Here is a 14,568-nt window from a genome sequence, read left to right as displayed (position 1 = left end):
CCATGTCTGGAGCCCTGGCGAACGTATCGACCGGTTAATTTGCGGTTTTCCAGGTTATTCCCTGACGGTGTCATAGTGGCGTCATATTACTGTCATTGCAGCGACATCTTTCATCGCTAAGTTACTTCCCCATACCTGTTAAAGAACAAGAAAAGGGAAGGCAATGAAAATGCGTCAACGGTTTGGAATCAGGCGGGTTTTCTCAGCCCTGGGGCTGAGCGCCATGTTCGGGTTCGCTGCACAGTCTTATGCGGCCACGGAATTGACGGTCTACACCGCAGTAGAAGCGGAAGACCTCAAGCGATACGTCGCTGAATTCAACAAGGATCATCCGGATATCAAGGTTCGCTGGGTGCGTGATTCAACCGGCATTATCACCGCCAAGCTGCTGGCGGAGAAGAACAACCCCCAGGCTGATGTCATCTGGGGGCTGGCGGCAACCAGCCTGCTGCTGATGAAAAATCAGGACATGCTGCAGCCCTATGCGCCAAAAGAACTGGAAAAATTGTCGCCGAATTTCAGGGACAAGGATCAAACCCCTGCCTGGGTGGGTATGGACGCCTGGATGGCGGCTATCTGCTTCAACACGGTGGAAGCCAAAAAACACAACCTGCCCAAGCCGACCTCCTGGGAAGACCTGACCAAGCCGGCTTACCAGGGCCACATTGTCATGCCGAACCCGGCTTCGTCCGGTACAGGCTTCCTGGATATTTCCAGCTGGCTGCAGACCTTTGGTGAGCAGCAGGGCTGGGGTTATATGGACCGGTTGCACGCCAATATCAGCCGTTACACCCATTCAGGCTCCAAGCCCTGTAAGCTCGCTGCCGCCGGTGAAGCCGCCATCGGGGTGTCATTTGCCTTCCGTGGCGCCAAGCTGAAGAAAAAAGGCGCCCCTCTGGAACTGGTCTTTCCCACGGAAGGTGTGGGTTGGGAGATGGAAGCCGCGGCCATCGTGAAAGGCACCAAAAAAGAAGCGGCTGCCAAAACCCTGATGGACTGGATTGTCTCCGAAAAAGCCAACCGCATGTACAACCAGGGCTACGCCATTGTCGCCCGGCCAGATATCAAAAAGCCGGTGCCGTATTTCCCGGCGGATCCTGAAGCCATCATGATCGACAACGACTTTGCCTGGGCCGCAGATAACCGTAAGGCCATCCTCGCCCAGTGGCAGGACCGTTACGACGGTAAGTCCGATCCCAAGTGACGTTTATTGATATGCATTGAGCCGGTCGCCTGTGATCGGCTCAATACTCTGGGGAGTCCCATGAAACAGTATGACCTTGCGATTGTTGGCGCCGGTATGCTTGGACTGTCGCATGCCCTGGCGGCTGCCCGAAAAGGCTTAAACGTACTGGTGCTGGAAGCGGATCGGCAGGCCGAGGGAGCATCCATTCGGAATTTCGGCATGTTCCTGCCCATGGGGATGCCGGAAGGTGACAGTTATCACCGGGCTATGCATAGCCGGGAAATACTCGTGCCGCTGCTCAGGGAGATAGGGCTCTGGAGTGACCCTTCCGGCAGTCTGACGGTGGCGCACCATGACGATGAAATGCAGGTTCTCAGTGAGTTCTGTAAGCGCACCGCCCATGGCCGCCATCACTGCCAGCTGTTGAACAGGCTGCAGATACTGGAGCGGTGTCCATCACTGAACCCCGAGGGGGTTGTGGGTGGATTGTTTTCTGATACGGAGATCACCCTGAATCCTCGTTTGTTGATACCGGCGCTGACCCGTTATCTCAGGCAACAGCATGGTGTGGATTTCCGGTTCGGCCATCGGGTTACTGATATCCGTTTGCCGGAAGTACAAACGACTCGAGAAGTTTTTCGTACCAGTCATGTTGTGGTGTGTACCGGCGCCGGTTTTGACTCCCTCTACCCCGATGTTCATGAACGCCATCTGTCGCGTTGCAAGTTGCAGATGCTGAGAACAGCGCCTCAGCCAGACGGGGTCAGGTTGCCAGCGATGATGATCACCGGGTTAAGTCTTGCCCACTACCAGGCGTTTGCCGGGTGCCCCAGTATCGGGCAATTGCAGCATCGTCTGGCAAAGGATTACCAGCAATACCTGGATTACGGCATCCATATCCTGCATGCACAGCACAATGACGGCAGTGTCCTTATTGGGGACTCCCATGAATACGATGAGCAGATCTCGCCCTTTCACAAGGCGCAGATTGAACAGTTGATCCTGGCTGGCAGCAGGGATGTCCTGAACCTCCCGACATCGGTCCTGATGGAGCGATGGACGGGGTATTACGCTAAGGCAAAAACAGGCCATTGCTTTCAACGGGAGATATCGCCAGGGATTCTGCTGGTGAACGGTGTGGGCGGAACCGGCATGACGACCGGTCTGGCACTGGCCGTCGACGGATTAAATGATTTTCTGAATGGTTGAACGGTAGGGGAAAACTGGCATGAAAATGATACAGACCCGTAATTATCTCAGGCTTTCCGGTATTCGAAAGTGTTTCGACCAGTTCGTGGCGCTGGACCAGATTGACCTTTCGATCCGTGAAGGGGAATTTGTCTGCTTCCTGGGGCCATCCGGTTGCGGTAAGACGACACTGTTGCGGATTATCGCCGGTCTTGAACAACAGGATGCCGGGGAGATCTGGCAGGCAGGCTGCAATATCAGCCAACTGCCGCCTGAGCAGCGGGACTTCGGTATTGTCTTCCAGTCGTATGCACTGTTCCCCAACCTGTCAGTGACCAAAAATATTGCCTACGGTCTGCAGGGTAAAAAGCTGACCCGAAGCCAGATCCAATCGCGGGTAGAGGGTTTGCTGGAAACCGTCGGGTTGCCCGATGCCGGTCACAAATACCCGGCACAGTTGTCCGGAGGTCAGCAGCAACGGGTCGCTCTGGCGCGTGCGCTGGCCACAGAGCCGGGGCTGCTGTTGCTGGATGAGCCTCTGTCTGCGCTGGATGCCCGGGTTCGCGCCAGCCTCCGGGAAGAGATCAAACGGATGCAGCGGGAGCTGGGCATCACCACCATCATGGTGACCCATGACCAGGAAGAGGCGCTCTCCATGGCGGATCGCGTGGTGGTGATGAACCAGGGGGGCATTGAACAGGTGGGTACACCTAACGACGTCTACCTGTCGCCCACGTCGCCGTTTGTGGCGGATTTTGTCGGTGTGATGAATTTCCTGCCGGGTACGCTGGTCAAGCCAGACGAACTGTTACTGGCTGGACGCCCTGTCTGTTGTCCCGCTGAACATGGACTGGAAACGGATAGTTCCGTCAACCTTGCCATTCGTCCGGAAGAAGTCGAGCTGGTGCCGGTGGGGCATGACGCCATGCTGTCCGCCGAACTCGAAAGTGTGGAGTTTCAGGGCGGTCTGGTGCGCTCCCGCTTGCGTCTGGAAGGCTCGGAAGACCGGGTGATGGTCGATCTCAGCAGTCGGCAGCAATCAACGTTGAATTTGCAGCCGGGTACCTGGATGGGGGTCAAGCTGCCCAGCCAGCATATCCGGTTGTTTGCCGCCTGAGGTGTTTATGCAGAATACCGCTGTTGCCATTCCCGATCATAAATCCATCCATGAAGCGCTGGCAGGCACCTGGAACCGTGAACGTGGTTTGCGCATTCTCGGGTTGATGGTTGCCTGCCTGATATTGCTGGTCACATTGATTTTGCCCCTGTATGCGCTGTTGTCCCGCAGCGTGATGTCAGAGGAGGGGCTGTTTATTGGTGTGGATAACTTTATCCAATATTTTTCCACACCCTCCCTGCTGCGCTCTTTTGGGCATTCGTTATATGTGGCTGTTTGTTCAACGGTGATTGTGATTACCTTGGCATTCGGGTTCGCCTGGGTGCTGACCCGTACCCGGTTGCCGGGACGCAACCTGTTGAAAACCATTGCCATGCTTCCGGTGCTGGCGCCATCGCTGCTGCCCGCCATCAGCCTGGTGTATCTTTTTGGGAACCAGGGCGTACTGCATTCGTGGCTGATGGGCGGCAGTATCTATGGGCCGACGGGCATTATTATCGGATCGGTTTTCTGGACGTTTCCCCATGCACTCATGATTCTCACCACGGCGTTGAAAACCGGCGATGCCCGGTTATACGAGTCAGCCCGTGCATTGGGCGCTGGACGGCTACGGACGTTTTTCACGGTGACGCTGCCTTCTGTGAAATACGGTCTTTTCAGTGCCTCGTTTGTGGTGTTTACCCTGGTGATTACTGACTTTGGTGTCGCCAAAGTCATTGGGGGTCAATACAGCGTACTGGCGACGGATATCTACAAGCAGGTAATTGGTCAGCAAAACTTCAGCATGGGTGCCGTGGTGGGAGTATTGATGCTGTTGCCGGTGCTGTTGGCGTTTGCCGGTGATCGGTATGTACAGCGTCGTCAGCATGCGCAGCTGACCAGCCGTTCCGTGCCGCTTGAGCCTCAGTCCGGCACGCTAACAAACCTGCTGGCTGTCACCTTCAGTCTGCCGGTCGTGGTGATGATTCTCGGAATGATCGGCATGTCTGTGTATGCGTCACTGGTGACCTTTTGGCCCTATAACATGGAATTGTCGCTCAACAATTACCAGTTTGACCTGATGGATGGTGGCGGTTGGGAGGCATACCGTAACTCGCTGCAGATGGCGGGGCTCACGGCACTGTTTGGTACCGTGCTGGTGTTTGTGAATGCCTACCTGGTGGAGAAAAGCCGAGGACTGACAGTGCTAAGAACCATCAACCAGGTGATGGCCATGATTCCGCTGGCCGTCCCGGGGATGGTATTAGGTTTGGGGTATATCTTCTTCTTCAACCATCCGGACAATCCGTTGAATGGCCTTTACGGCACAATGACCATCCTGATCATCTGTTCCATTGTGCATTTCTTTACGGTCTGCCATCTGACGGCAACCACGGCGCTGAAACAGATTGATCCTGAGTTTGAGCTGGTATCAGCCTCGCTCAAGGTGCCGTTTTATCGCACATTCCTGCGGGTCACCTTGCCCGTTTGCCTGCCGGCGGTATTGGATATTTCCATGTACCTGTTTGTTAATGCGATGACAACAGTATCGGCAGTGGTCTTCCTGTACGGGCCGGATACCATGCTGGCATCGGTGGCTGTCATGAATATGGATGATGCGGGGGATATTGCGCCAGCGGCCGCCATGGCGGTCATGATCATGCTGACCTCGTTGGCGGTGAAGGTTCTGCACTGGCTGTTCAGCCGGAAATTATTGCTACAGACTCAATCCTGGCGGACGCATTGAGAAAATAGCCCTGCCCATTGGCAAGGCTATCATAATCGACAGATTAACCGCCGGCAGCCATATGGAGGTTGTCGGCACTTCTCAGTCTCAGCAGATACACGGATGTTACCATCAGGCTCAGTACCAGCAGGATAATGCCCAGCGGTACCTGGTTGTGCATGGGAACCATTGAGGCTGCCAAGGTGACAAGTCCTGCCCCCAGGTTCTGTAGTCCGCCCAGCACTGCACCAGCGACACCCGCCATGGTCGGGAAGGGTTCAATCGCGCCAGTTGTGGCGGTTGGAAAAACGATGCCCGTTCCCATGAAGTAAAGGAAGCCGGGAATCAGCAGGGCAACCGCACTGATATGACCGAACAGACCTGGCAATAACAGGCCAATAGCACCGGCCAGCAGCAACAGAATGCCACGCAGCATGACTTGGCTCATGCTGAGTCGGTCAGCCAGTTTACCCGCCAGCCAGGAACCCAGCAGATAACCCGGGATCGGGACAATAAACAACAGTGACGTTGTCGTGGCGTCATAGCCCAGCACATTGCCGAACAGGACGCCGGAGGCGGCTTCAAATACGGCAATACCGGCAAAGGTCGCAATCAGGCAGAGGATAAAGCCCTGGAACTGCTCGTGCCCCAACACCGTTTTGTAGCTGTGGATAACGCCGGTACGCGCCGGTTGTTCCGGGCAGGTTTCCCTGAACTTCAGGGCAACAGCGATCCAGACTACGGCACCAAACACGGTCAGGAAGAGAAAGTTTGCCTGCCAGTTCCAGCTTTCAGTCAGCCATCCACCCAGCAGTGGTGCGACCAGCGGCGTGAAGATAAGCCCCATGCTCACGTAGCTGTTTGCCATCTGGAGATCCCTGCCTGAGTACAGGTCGCGCATAACGGTACGGGCCATTACGCCACCGGTGCCAGTGCCCATGCCCTGGATAAAGCTGGCAGCCAGCAGAAACTCAAACCGGCTCGACATGACCGCCATGATGGAGCCGGCCAAAAAGACAATCAGCCCCATCAACATAACGGGTTTACGGCCCAGCCGATCAGATAGAGGCCCATAAATAAACTGCGACAGCCCGTAAGGAATCAAATAGAACGCCATAACCGCCTGTACCTGCGACGGCAGAACCTGCAGGTCATTGGCCATCATGGGCAGTGCCGGTACATAGATCGTATTGGTCATCTGCCCTACAGCGGTGATGAGCAGTATGAGCAACAGTACTTCAAAAAAGCTCTGTTTTTTCATGGCAATTTGGCAATGTCTGATTTGAGTTGATCGTAACGACGTATACACGACCGCCAGCCTTAATTAGGGGCTGGTGTTGATCGTGTCTGGTTAGGAATATCGATTGATAGATTCAGCGCCTGCGAGTGATTAACGACGACGGTGAAATCGGTTGTGTTCCCTGTATAAGCAGATTATCAAGCCCCTTCAGGAAGGGGTAATGAGTATTTATGACTATTTGAGTTTGTTTGGTTATTTGCAGGTGTATTTTGTGTTTTGTACGGTTTTTATTTCTGTGATTTGCGTTGTTGCTGGTTGATAGTTTCTTCTGTATTTTGATGTGTTTTCAGTGGGTCAACATCTGTTTCTGGTTAGTTCGAGGTGCTTGGGTAATCACTTGGCCTGAGTGACTGAAATCAATAAAACCTTAAATATGTAAATTTAATACATGAAATGCGAAAAGTAACATTTTACCCTGTAAACACGAATATTATATGCAACAAAAGAGAGCGTGGTTACCGTGTTTTGTGTTCAGTGTGAGCAAACAATTCGTACCCCCCAATCCAGTGGCTGTGCTTATTCTGTCGGCATGTGCGGCAAAACGGCGGAGATCTCCGATCTTCAGGATGTCCTGGTCTATCAGTTACAGGGGCTGTCCGCTTATGCACATCGTGTACGCCCGTATGGGATCATTGATGATGAAGTGGATCGCTATGTTCCTCAGGCATTTTTTGCCACGCTGACTAACGTGAACTTTGATGATCAACGTCTGGTCACCTATACCCGTACAGCCATGCGCATGCGTGACCGTCTGCGCGATGCATACCGTCAGATCTGTGCACAGGAAAACATTGAAGCCGAACCCATGCACGGGGCTGCCCTGTTTGATATCTTGTCTGACAAGGTCACCCTGCTGACTAACGCCGCGACCGCCCGTGTGAACCGTCAGGCTGACAAAGTGGGAGAAGATATCGTCGGACTGCGTCTGTTGTGCCTCTATGGCCTGAAAGGGGTGGCTGCTTACCTGGAACATGCCCGGGTACTGGGTCAGCAGGATGTTTCACTCTACAGTGAATTCCATCGCATCATGGCCCGTCTCGGGGAAGACCCTGAGACCATGGATGAACTGTTAGGGCTGTCAATGGATATCGGGCATCTCAATTTCGGGGTAATGGCGCTGCTGGACAAGGGTTCAACGGATACCTTTGGGCATCCGCAGCCAGTCCAGGTCAATATGAAACCGGTTGCCGGTAAGGCCATTCTGGTGTCTGGCCATGACCTGATCGATCTTCAGCATATTCTGGAACAAACTGAGGGTACCGGCATCAATGTCTATACCCATGGTGAGATGCTGCCAGCCCATGCTTACCCGGAGTTAGGGGGGAAATATCCACACCTCGTTGGCAATTTTGGCACGGCATGGCAGCACCAGCAGAAAGAGTTTGCCCGCTTCCCGGGTGCGATCGTCATGACATCCAATTGCCTGATCGATCCGAACCCTGGCAGTTATGCGGATCGACTGTTTACCCGTTCCATTGTCGGCTGGCCGGGTGTCACGCATCTGGAAGGGAATGATTTCAGCTGCGTTATCGACAAGGCGCTGGCTTGTGATGGTTTCGAATATGACGAGCTGCCCCACCACACCACGACCGGATTCGCCCAGAATGCCCTGATGGCGGCGGCGCCTGCGGTGATTGAGCAGGTCAAGGCTGGTAATATCCGTCACTTTTTCCTGTTGGGTGGTTGCGATGGCGACAAGGTGGAACGGAATTACTTCACCCAGTTCGCTGCACAGGCGCCACAGGATACCCTGATCCTGACGCTGGCCTGCGGTAAGTTCAAATTCAACGACATGGCATTCGGTGATATTAACGGTATTCCGCGCTTTCTGGATGTTGGCCAGTGTAATGATGCTTACTCGGCTATTCAGCTGGCACTGGCGCTGGCCGAGGCCTTCGATTGCGGCGTGAATGATCTGCCGTTGTCACTGGTACTGTCCTGGTTTGAGCAAAAGGCCATCGCGATCCTGCTCACCCTGTTGGCACTGGGTATCCGTGATATCCGGGTTGGCCCGACGGCGCCTGCCTTCCTGACCGATAATCTGATTGAAGCCCTGAATACCAAGTTTGGTCTGCGCCTGATTTCTACGGTGGAGCAGGATCTCAACGACATTCTTGCCGCGTAATAAGAGAAGCCGGAGGTGAAGTATTCGGCGTTTCTGGAGTTTTTATGCAATTAACCTGTGTGGGAATTCAGCAGGAAACGGCGGATGTCGTCAGCTTCCTGTTTCTTGCCGATCAGCCGGTAGACTTTATTCCAGGGCAGTTTATTTCCCTGATGGTTTCCATTGAGGGACAGACTGCCAGCCGGGCGTACAGTATCAGCTCATTGCCAGGCGACTCACGCTTACGTCTGACCATCAAACGGGTGCCGGTTGGTCGGGTATCCAACTATTTACTGGACACTATTCGGATTGGTGATCGCCTCGAGGCGCTATCTCCTGCGGGCGAGTTCCACTCTCAGGCTGCCGGAAATAATCCGTGGTTGCTGTTGGCTGCAGGGTGCGGTGTCACACCGTTATTTTCCATGTTGAAAGCACGTTTGGCAGAGCAGTTTGATGCGGATATCTGCTTGCTCTGCAGTGTGCGCTCTGAGCTGGATCGGATCTTTTTCCGTGAGTTGACACAGTTAGCGGCACATTACCCGAACTTCCGGTTGCACTGGCTGGATGACAGCGCCGGTGAATGTTTGGATATGACAAGCCTGGCAGCGCTGGTTGATGATGTTGCCGAGCGAAGCGTTATGATCTGTGGCCCGCAGGGCTATATGGACGCTGCCCGGGATATGGTAACGCGCTCAGGGGCGAATAATGTCCATACGGAAGCGTTCCAGCCACCTGAGCGAGAGCAGGTAGTGTCCGGTAATAACGGATTCACCTTATCTGTCGGTGATATGAGATTGCCTATTGCTGAAGGGCAGACTGTTCTGGAGAGTCTGGAGCAGGGCGGTGTCCCGATACTGGCAGCCTGTCGCAGTGGTATCTGCGGATCCTGTAAATGTCAGGGAGAAGCAGAAAGGGTGGAACGCCTTTCCACGGTTGGGCTGAGTGCTGAAGAGATTGAGCAAGGTTATTTTCTAGCCTGTTCTGCACGGGCTATTGGCGATATGACTGTAGTCGTCAATCGGTGATGGCGTAAGTAGTGATGTTATTGGCCGGTCTTGTGATCGGCCAAAAAACATCTGCTGGATCAAGCATAAAGGGACTCAAGTGTGTGTGCGTATTATAAGGTTGTAGAAGTATTGCGTGTTTCTCAACGCAATGTAGTTTAATAGTCGATGGGTATAGCTAACGGCAAATACCTGCTTCTCGAAGCTGTTTCAGAGTAGTGTGTGCATTGTTGAAAAAGTAATTAACCTCTGCGACATCCTGATTAATCATGACCTGGTAGTTGCTACCTGACTGTTGAATGCTACAGCTAGCCTGCGTTATATCCCATGGATTTATGTCTGCCATAAGTATTTTTAAAGTGTTGAGTGCATTATTAAAAAAATAGTTAGTCTCTGCTACATGGCCGTTCATGATTACCTGATATCGCTCTCCCTGTTTTTTTATACTGAAGGTGGTTCGCGGGTCGGAATAGCCAGGTGGATAAGCGCTACAGTATATTGTTGTTGTTTGAATAGCGTCGTTATAGATTTCCTGTACTGTGATATTGCTCCCCGGCAGTAGGTTAATCAGCTCTGCAACAGCGGATAAGGGAGATAATATTGCTATTAATATAATGTTACTGGTTGCTTGTTTGATCATATTCATGTCGATAATTACCTCTGGTAAATCAGTTCTATTTGCTCATTTCGCGCCAGTCTTGGCAGCGTGTAGTGGTTTCTTTCAGGAAGCCTATAATCTCTAGTTGACGTGATATCAGTCCTGAACCATCTCGTTTTATTTCAGGATGCGTATTGGCAATGTGTTTGTTGATGCTATGTGCGTTGAAATCATGTGAGCAGGACGGACACTCTACAGGTAGGCTGGAAATGGTCTTGAGTGAGCTAGTATCAATGAGTTTTAAATAGGTATGGTGATTTCTTAATCGCCCCTGTGTTTTTTCATCGCAGTAGGGACATTTTAAAGGGTTTTCATGCGTAGGCCTTACCAGTTTTTTGATGTTGTTCTTGCGTTTAAATTTAACACTGCACTGGGAACAAATCACTTTGCAACAGCACCGGGTAACGAGTGGTTCTTGATATATCCTGGGCTCTTTGCACGATGAGCACATGATTGCATCAATTAGCATTGCGCTGCAGGTGCCTGGATTTATATGTTTCGTATGGACTATAAAGCCCGCATTAGTGATAACGCTATATCTTGGCTGACCTGTTGAGCTTATTTGCATGAGAATATCCAATAGTTGATATAGTTTGGCTGTAGCGACCTTTATAAGTTGTACTGTTGCCACATAAAATATGTGGTCACATCTTTCTGTAAAAATTCCCGTTAACGGAAGCATGATTATGGACTGATAAATAGGTAAGTGATTGCTAAGGAAAACTGTCAAAAGGGTAAGAGGCGCTGGCATATGATCATAGCTAAATAATTATTGAGGAGGTTTAATCTTTGTTGGCATTTTTTGTGTTTTTCGTTATTACGGATCAAATAACTCAAGCTCAATAGTGAAATACCTGCTGGTTGTTCCGATAGTAACGGGAAGCGGGTACAGTCATTTTCTCTTTACTGCTGCAATGAGGCGTAAAATGCATCTGGATAGCGCGCTGATCCCCGCGATTCTCGCATACAGTAGCTTGTTTTTGAGCCTGATTTCAGTGCTGGCAGCATTGTTTTTTGCGCCGTGGCAGGCAGTAAAGGCGAAGGCTTCCCGGCAGCACAGTCTCTATGCAGCCATACTGCTTTTGGTGGGTTTCTGGGTATTGGGCGTTAGGCTATCAGGCGCAGGTATTACGATCCACATGCTGGGTATTACCGCCGTTGTTGTGTTGTTTGGCTGGAGTCTCGCGGTCGTTGCTGGTTGTATTGCTCAATGTTGTCTACTGCTGCTAGATCTGTCTGATGCATACAGTCTGGGGATTAACCTGATGTTGATCGTTATTGTTCCAGCATCCGTCAGCAGGCTGGTGCTCTGGTGTATCGAAAAATTGCCGTTTACTAACCTGTATGCCTATATGCTGGGCGGTGGTTTTATCGGTGCGATTTTATCGGTTATTGTCAGTGCTACTGTTTTGGTCGGATTATCATTCTGGCCGGGCGCCGAATTGCTGCATGCTTCCCTGGCGAACATTACTCCCTACCTGTTCATGCTGGCCTTCCCCGAGGGGTTTCTCAACGGCACAGTAGTGACTGCGGCTACCGTATTTGCGCCAGATATTGTGCGTACCTTCAATGAGGACAAATACCTCAGTCGTTAAACGGTTCGGATATTTTCCGGCTTGCGCTACGACTCCCGGCAGCAGTGGTGCATAATGTTGGGCTGAATTCACAGAGTGCTTTCCGTTGCCGAGTATCATGCGCAGAATCCATTTGTTAAGCCCCCGTCTTGCCAACCAAATCGCCGCCGGTGAGGTGGTGGAGCGGCCGGCATCCGTGGTCAAGGAGTTGCTGGAAAACAGCCTGGACGCAGGTGCAGATCGCCTTGAAGTGGATGTGGAAGCTGGCGGCGTTAAACAAATCAAGATTCGCGACAACGGCCACGGTATTCCTCAGGATGACCTGGCGCTTTCACTGAGTCGGCATGCGACCAGCAAGATCAGCGCACTGGAAGACCTGGAAGCGGTAGGGACTTTGGGCTTCCGGGGGGAAGCGCTGGCTAGTATCAGTTCCGTGGCCCGCCTGACCCTGACGTCCAATGTGGAAGGGCAGGAATCCGGCTGGCAGGTGTTTGCTGAAGGACGAGATATGGAAACGGTGCAGAAACCGGCGCCGCATCCCATTGGTACCACGGTCGAAGTCCGTGATCTGTTTTTTAACACACCGGCACGGCGCAAGTTCCTGCGGACTGAAAAAACGGAATTCAGCCATCTGGAAGAAGTGATTCGGCGGCTGGCGCTGAGCCGTTACGATGTCGGTTTTACCCTGCGCCATAACCAGCGGGTGATTCACCAGCTACGACCGGCGAAAACCCAGGCGGAAAAAGAGCGGCGTGTTGCCAGCATCTTCGGGGCGAAGTTTATCGAGAATGCTGTGGCGGTGGATGTTGAAGCATCGGGCTTGCGTCTCTGGGGCTGGGTAGGGTTGCCGACCTTTTCCCGTGCCCAGGCGGATTTGCAGTATTTCTACGTCAATGGTCGTACAGTTAAAGATAAGCTGGTGGCGCATGCGGTTCGTCAGGCCTACCGGGATGTACTGTATGGTGGCCGTCATCCGGTGTTTGTGCTGTTTCTGGAACTGGATCCGGCGCAGGTGGATGTGAATGTGCATCCGACCAAGCATGAAGTGCGCTTCCGTGATGGTCGTATGGTGCATAACTTTCTCTACAGCACACTGAATCGGGTGCTGGCAGAAGTGCGTCCGGAAGATCAGTTGCCTCAGTCTGTCGTGCAATCCAGGCCTGCGACCATCAGTGGGATTGATGCCGGAGAGTTTGGGGGACAAGAGCGGATGCAACTGCAGCAACCCGTTTCTGCACCATCCTCCTCATTTGCGGCGTCTTCACTCTCTGCGGGTGGCAGTGTGTCACCTGTACAGCAAAGTTACAGTTACTCCGTTGACCGAAAGCCTGACGCGATGCCGGTTCGCGAGCAATTGAATGCTTATCGCAACCTGCATGAGCCGGCAGAACAGTCTGGCGAAACCGGTATTGGGCAGGTGACCGCTTCCTTGCCGGTTAGTGATGACGAGGATATTCCTCCCCTGGGCTTTGCTATTGCTCAACTGAAAGGCATTTATATTCTGTCTGAAAACCAGCATGGGTTGGTGTTGGTCGATATGCATGCCGCCCATGAGCGTATTACCTATGAACGCATGAAAACATCCTGGCATGAGCAGGGGATCAAAACACAACCGTTGCTGGTTCCCGATTCCCTTGCCGTCAGCAGTCGTGAGGCTGATGCCGCCGAAGAGCATGATGAACAGATTCGTCGTCTTGGTTTTGTACTTGAGCGTATGGGGCCAGAGACGATGGTTGTACGACAGATACCTGCATTACTGCGTGGCGCGGATGTAGAAAAACTCGTACGCGATGTGATTGCGGACTTCACTACACATGGCGCCAGTGATCGCATCGAAGCCCATATCAACGAATTGCTGGCTACTATGGCCTGCCACGGCTCTGTACGTGCCAATCGTCGTCTAACGGTGCCGGAAATGAATGCGCTGCTGCGGGATATGGAACACACCGAGCGCAGTGGACAGTGCAATCATGGGCGACCAACCTGGACGCAGCTCTCTCTGGAAGAGCTGGATAAGTTGTTTTTACGCGGCCGTTAAAGCGGAATCGATCTAAAGGTGGCAAGACTGGCTTTCAGTACGGCAAGTGGAGGAAGCCAGGTAACCAGCATGGCACAGATGAGTAATAGTGCACCGGATACTACCGGCTGGCTGAGTGGAATGGGTTTGCAGGCAGACCCGAATGAGCGCTTGAACCGGGTGCCGGAAATATCAAACGCGTAGATCTCATCCAGCAACAGGTGGATCAGGAAACCAACCCCCAGGAAAATTCCCAACAGCCAGGCAAAGGTGGCACTGACACCGACCACATGCCAGGCGATATCTGTCACAAGTAAACTGAGCGTCAGACCGGTCAACAGCGAATGCCAACTGCCTCGGTGTACCGTGAATTGTTTGAAAAGCGGCAGTGCGAGCCAGCGCAGGCAGAGATAGACGCCTATGATGATCAACCAGACTTGTGTCAGTGGCTGGGTGTGACTGAGGCGCACGATAATCACCACCGTCAACAGCAGGGCAATACAGTTAAAAACCACTTTCAGGGATGAGGAGTTATCGGCATCCACATCCGGTAGAAGGCCGCCAAGAGTACCGGTGAGCCAGAGCACCATGCCTTCGCTGGTTGTCGAGACACCGGCTGCTATGGCGGCACTGGCAAGTAAACCGCTGCCAATGCCCGCGAGGCTCAGGTGTGTATTAAAATTGGCCATGGCATCCTTGAGTACGCTTATCAAAC

General features: G+C 52.7%; 11 protein-coding genes. 8 read left to right on the top strand and 3 right to left on the bottom strand.

Annotated elements, in window-relative coordinates:
* Positions 1–169: 169 nt before the first annotated feature.
* From KHS78_RS18055 to KHS78_RS18040, 4 genes are read left to right on the top strand one after another with little or no spacing between them, the layout of a single operon-like run.
* Positions 170–1,204: a putative 2-aminoethylphosphonate ABC transporter substrate-binding protein gene (locus KHS78_RS18055; RefSeq protein ID WP_211830077.1), complete on the top strand. Its 1,035-nt coding sequence runs from the start codon at positions 170–172 to the stop codon at positions 1,202–1,204.
* Positions 1,205–1,264: 60 nt separating this feature from the next.
* Entirely contained in the window at positions 1,265–2,395 is a 1,131-nt protein-coding gene (locus KHS78_RS18050) for a TIGR03364 family FAD-dependent oxidoreductase (RefSeq protein ID WP_211830033.1), read from the top strand.
* A gap of 19 nt (positions 2,396–2,414) precedes the next feature.
* Positions 2,415–3,491, top strand: coding sequence for a putative 2-aminoethylphosphonate ABC transporter ATP-binding protein (locus KHS78_RS18045; protein WP_246506663.1), 1,077 nt, complete (start codon positions 2,415–2,417; stop codon positions 3,489–3,491).
* 7 nt (positions 3,492–3,498) lie between these two features.
* On the top strand, positions 3,499–5,217 hold the full coding sequence (locus KHS78_RS18040) for a putative 2-aminoethylphosphonate ABC transporter permease subunit (RefSeq protein ID WP_211830032.1): 1,719 nt from the start codon (positions 3,499–3,501) through the stop codon (positions 5,215–5,217).
* 43 nt (positions 5,218–5,260) lie between these two features.
* Here the strand turns inward: KHS78_RS18040 and emrD are convergent, their stop codons facing one another.
* Positions 5,261–6,457 carry a multidrug efflux MFS transporter EmrD gene (gene emrD / locus KHS78_RS18035; protein WP_211830031.1) on the bottom strand — a complete coding sequence of 399 codons (1,197 nt, stop codon included), beginning with the start codon at positions 6,455–6,457 and terminating at the stop codon, positions 5,261–5,263.
* A 499-nt stretch (positions 6,458–6,956) separates the two neighbouring features.
* Here emrD and hcp point away from each other — a divergent pair, with 499 nt between their 5' ends.
* On the top strand, positions 6,957–8,621 hold the full coding sequence (gene hcp / locus KHS78_RS18030) for a hydroxylamine reductase (protein ID WP_343216935.1): 1,665 nt from the start codon (positions 6,957–6,959) through the stop codon (positions 8,619–8,621).
* Between the two features lie 44 nt (positions 8,622–8,665).
* Positions 8,666–9,625 (top strand): flavin reductase family protein, encoded by a 960-nt coding sequence (locus KHS78_RS18025; protein ID WP_211830029.1) that lies wholly within the window; start codon positions 8,666–8,668, stop codon positions 9,623–9,625.
* Between the two features lie 157 nt (positions 9,626–9,782).
* On the opposite strand, the gene KHS78_RS18020 is transcribed toward KHS78_RS18025, so the two are convergent.
* Positions 9,783–10,250 carry a hypothetical protein gene (locus KHS78_RS18020; protein ID WP_211830028.1) on the bottom strand — a complete coding sequence of 156 codons (468 nt, stop codon included), beginning with the start codon at positions 10,248–10,250 and terminating at the stop codon, positions 9,783–9,785.
* A 938-nt stretch (positions 10,251–11,188) separates the two neighbouring features.
* Here KHS78_RS18020 and KHS78_RS18015 point away from each other — a divergent pair.
* Together KHS78_RS18015 and mutL are read left to right on the top strand one after the other, a co-directional pair.
* Positions 11,189–11,857: an energy-coupling factor ABC transporter permease gene (locus tag KHS78_RS18015; protein ID WP_211830026.1), complete on the top strand. Its 669-nt coding sequence runs from the start codon at positions 11,189–11,191 to the stop codon at positions 11,855–11,857.
* A gap of 97 nt (positions 11,858–11,954) precedes the next feature.
* Complete coding sequence (gene mutL / locus KHS78_RS18010) at positions 11,955–13,874, top strand: DNA mismatch repair endonuclease MutL (protein ID WP_211830024.1); 1,920 nt, start codon at positions 11,955–11,957, stop codon at positions 13,872–13,874.
* Here mutL and KHS78_RS18005 read toward each other — a convergent pair.
* Positions 13,871–14,542, bottom strand: a complete 672-nt coding sequence (locus KHS78_RS18005; protein WP_211830022.1) for a metal-dependent hydrolase — start codon at positions 14,540–14,542, stop codon at positions 13,871–13,873. The two genes, mutL and KHS78_RS18005, sit on opposite strands and share 4 nt — an antisense overlap.
* Between the last annotated feature and the right edge of the window lie 26 nt (positions 14,543–14,568).

This window comes from Kistimonas asteriae (genome assembly GCF_018263925.1).
Taxonomy (GTDB): Bacteria; Pseudomonadota; Gammaproteobacteria; order Pseudomonadales; family Endozoicomonadaceae; genus Kistimonas; species Kistimonas asteriae.
This window is presented reverse-complemented; position numbering and strand designations above follow the sequence as displayed.

Bases quoted from the DNA above. Each gene is read 5' to 3' on its own strand.
- KHS78_RS18025 (WP_211830029.1), top strand. From the start codon at position 8,666: ATGCAATTAACCTGTGTGGGAATTCAGCAGGAAACGGCGGATGTCGTC.
- emrD (WP_211830031.1), bottom strand. From the start codon at position 6,457: ATGAAAAAACAGAGCTTTTTTGAAGTACTGTTGCTCATACTGCTCATC.
- KHS78_RS18050 (WP_211830033.1), top strand. From the start codon at position 1,265: ATGAAACAGTATGACCTTGCGATTGTTGGCGCCGGTATGCTTGGACTG.
- KHS78_RS18015 (WP_211830026.1), top strand. From the start codon at position 11,189: ATGCATCTGGATAGCGCGCTGATCCCCGCGATTCTCGCATACAGTAGC.
- mutL (WP_211830024.1), top strand. From the start codon at position 11,955: ATGCGCAGAATCCATTTGTTAAGCCCCCGTCTTGCCAACCAAATCGCC.
- KHS78_RS18005 (WP_211830022.1), bottom strand. From the start codon at position 14,542: ATGGCCAATTTTAATACACACCTGAGCCTCGCGGGCATTGGCAGCGGT.
- KHS78_RS18020 (WP_211830028.1), bottom strand. From the start codon at position 10,250: ATGAATATGATCAAACAAGCAACCAGTAACATTATATTAATAGCAATA.
- KHS78_RS18055 (WP_211830077.1), top strand. From the start codon at position 170: ATGCGTCAACGGTTTGGAATCAGGCGGGTTTTCTCAGCCCTGGGGCTG.
- KHS78_RS18040 (WP_211830032.1), top strand. From the start codon at position 3,499: ATGCAGAATACCGCTGTTGCCATTCCCGATCATAAATCCATCCATGAA.
- KHS78_RS18045 (WP_246506663.1), top strand. From the start codon at position 2,415: ATGAAAATGATACAGACCCGTAATTATCTCAGGCTTTCCGGTATTCGA.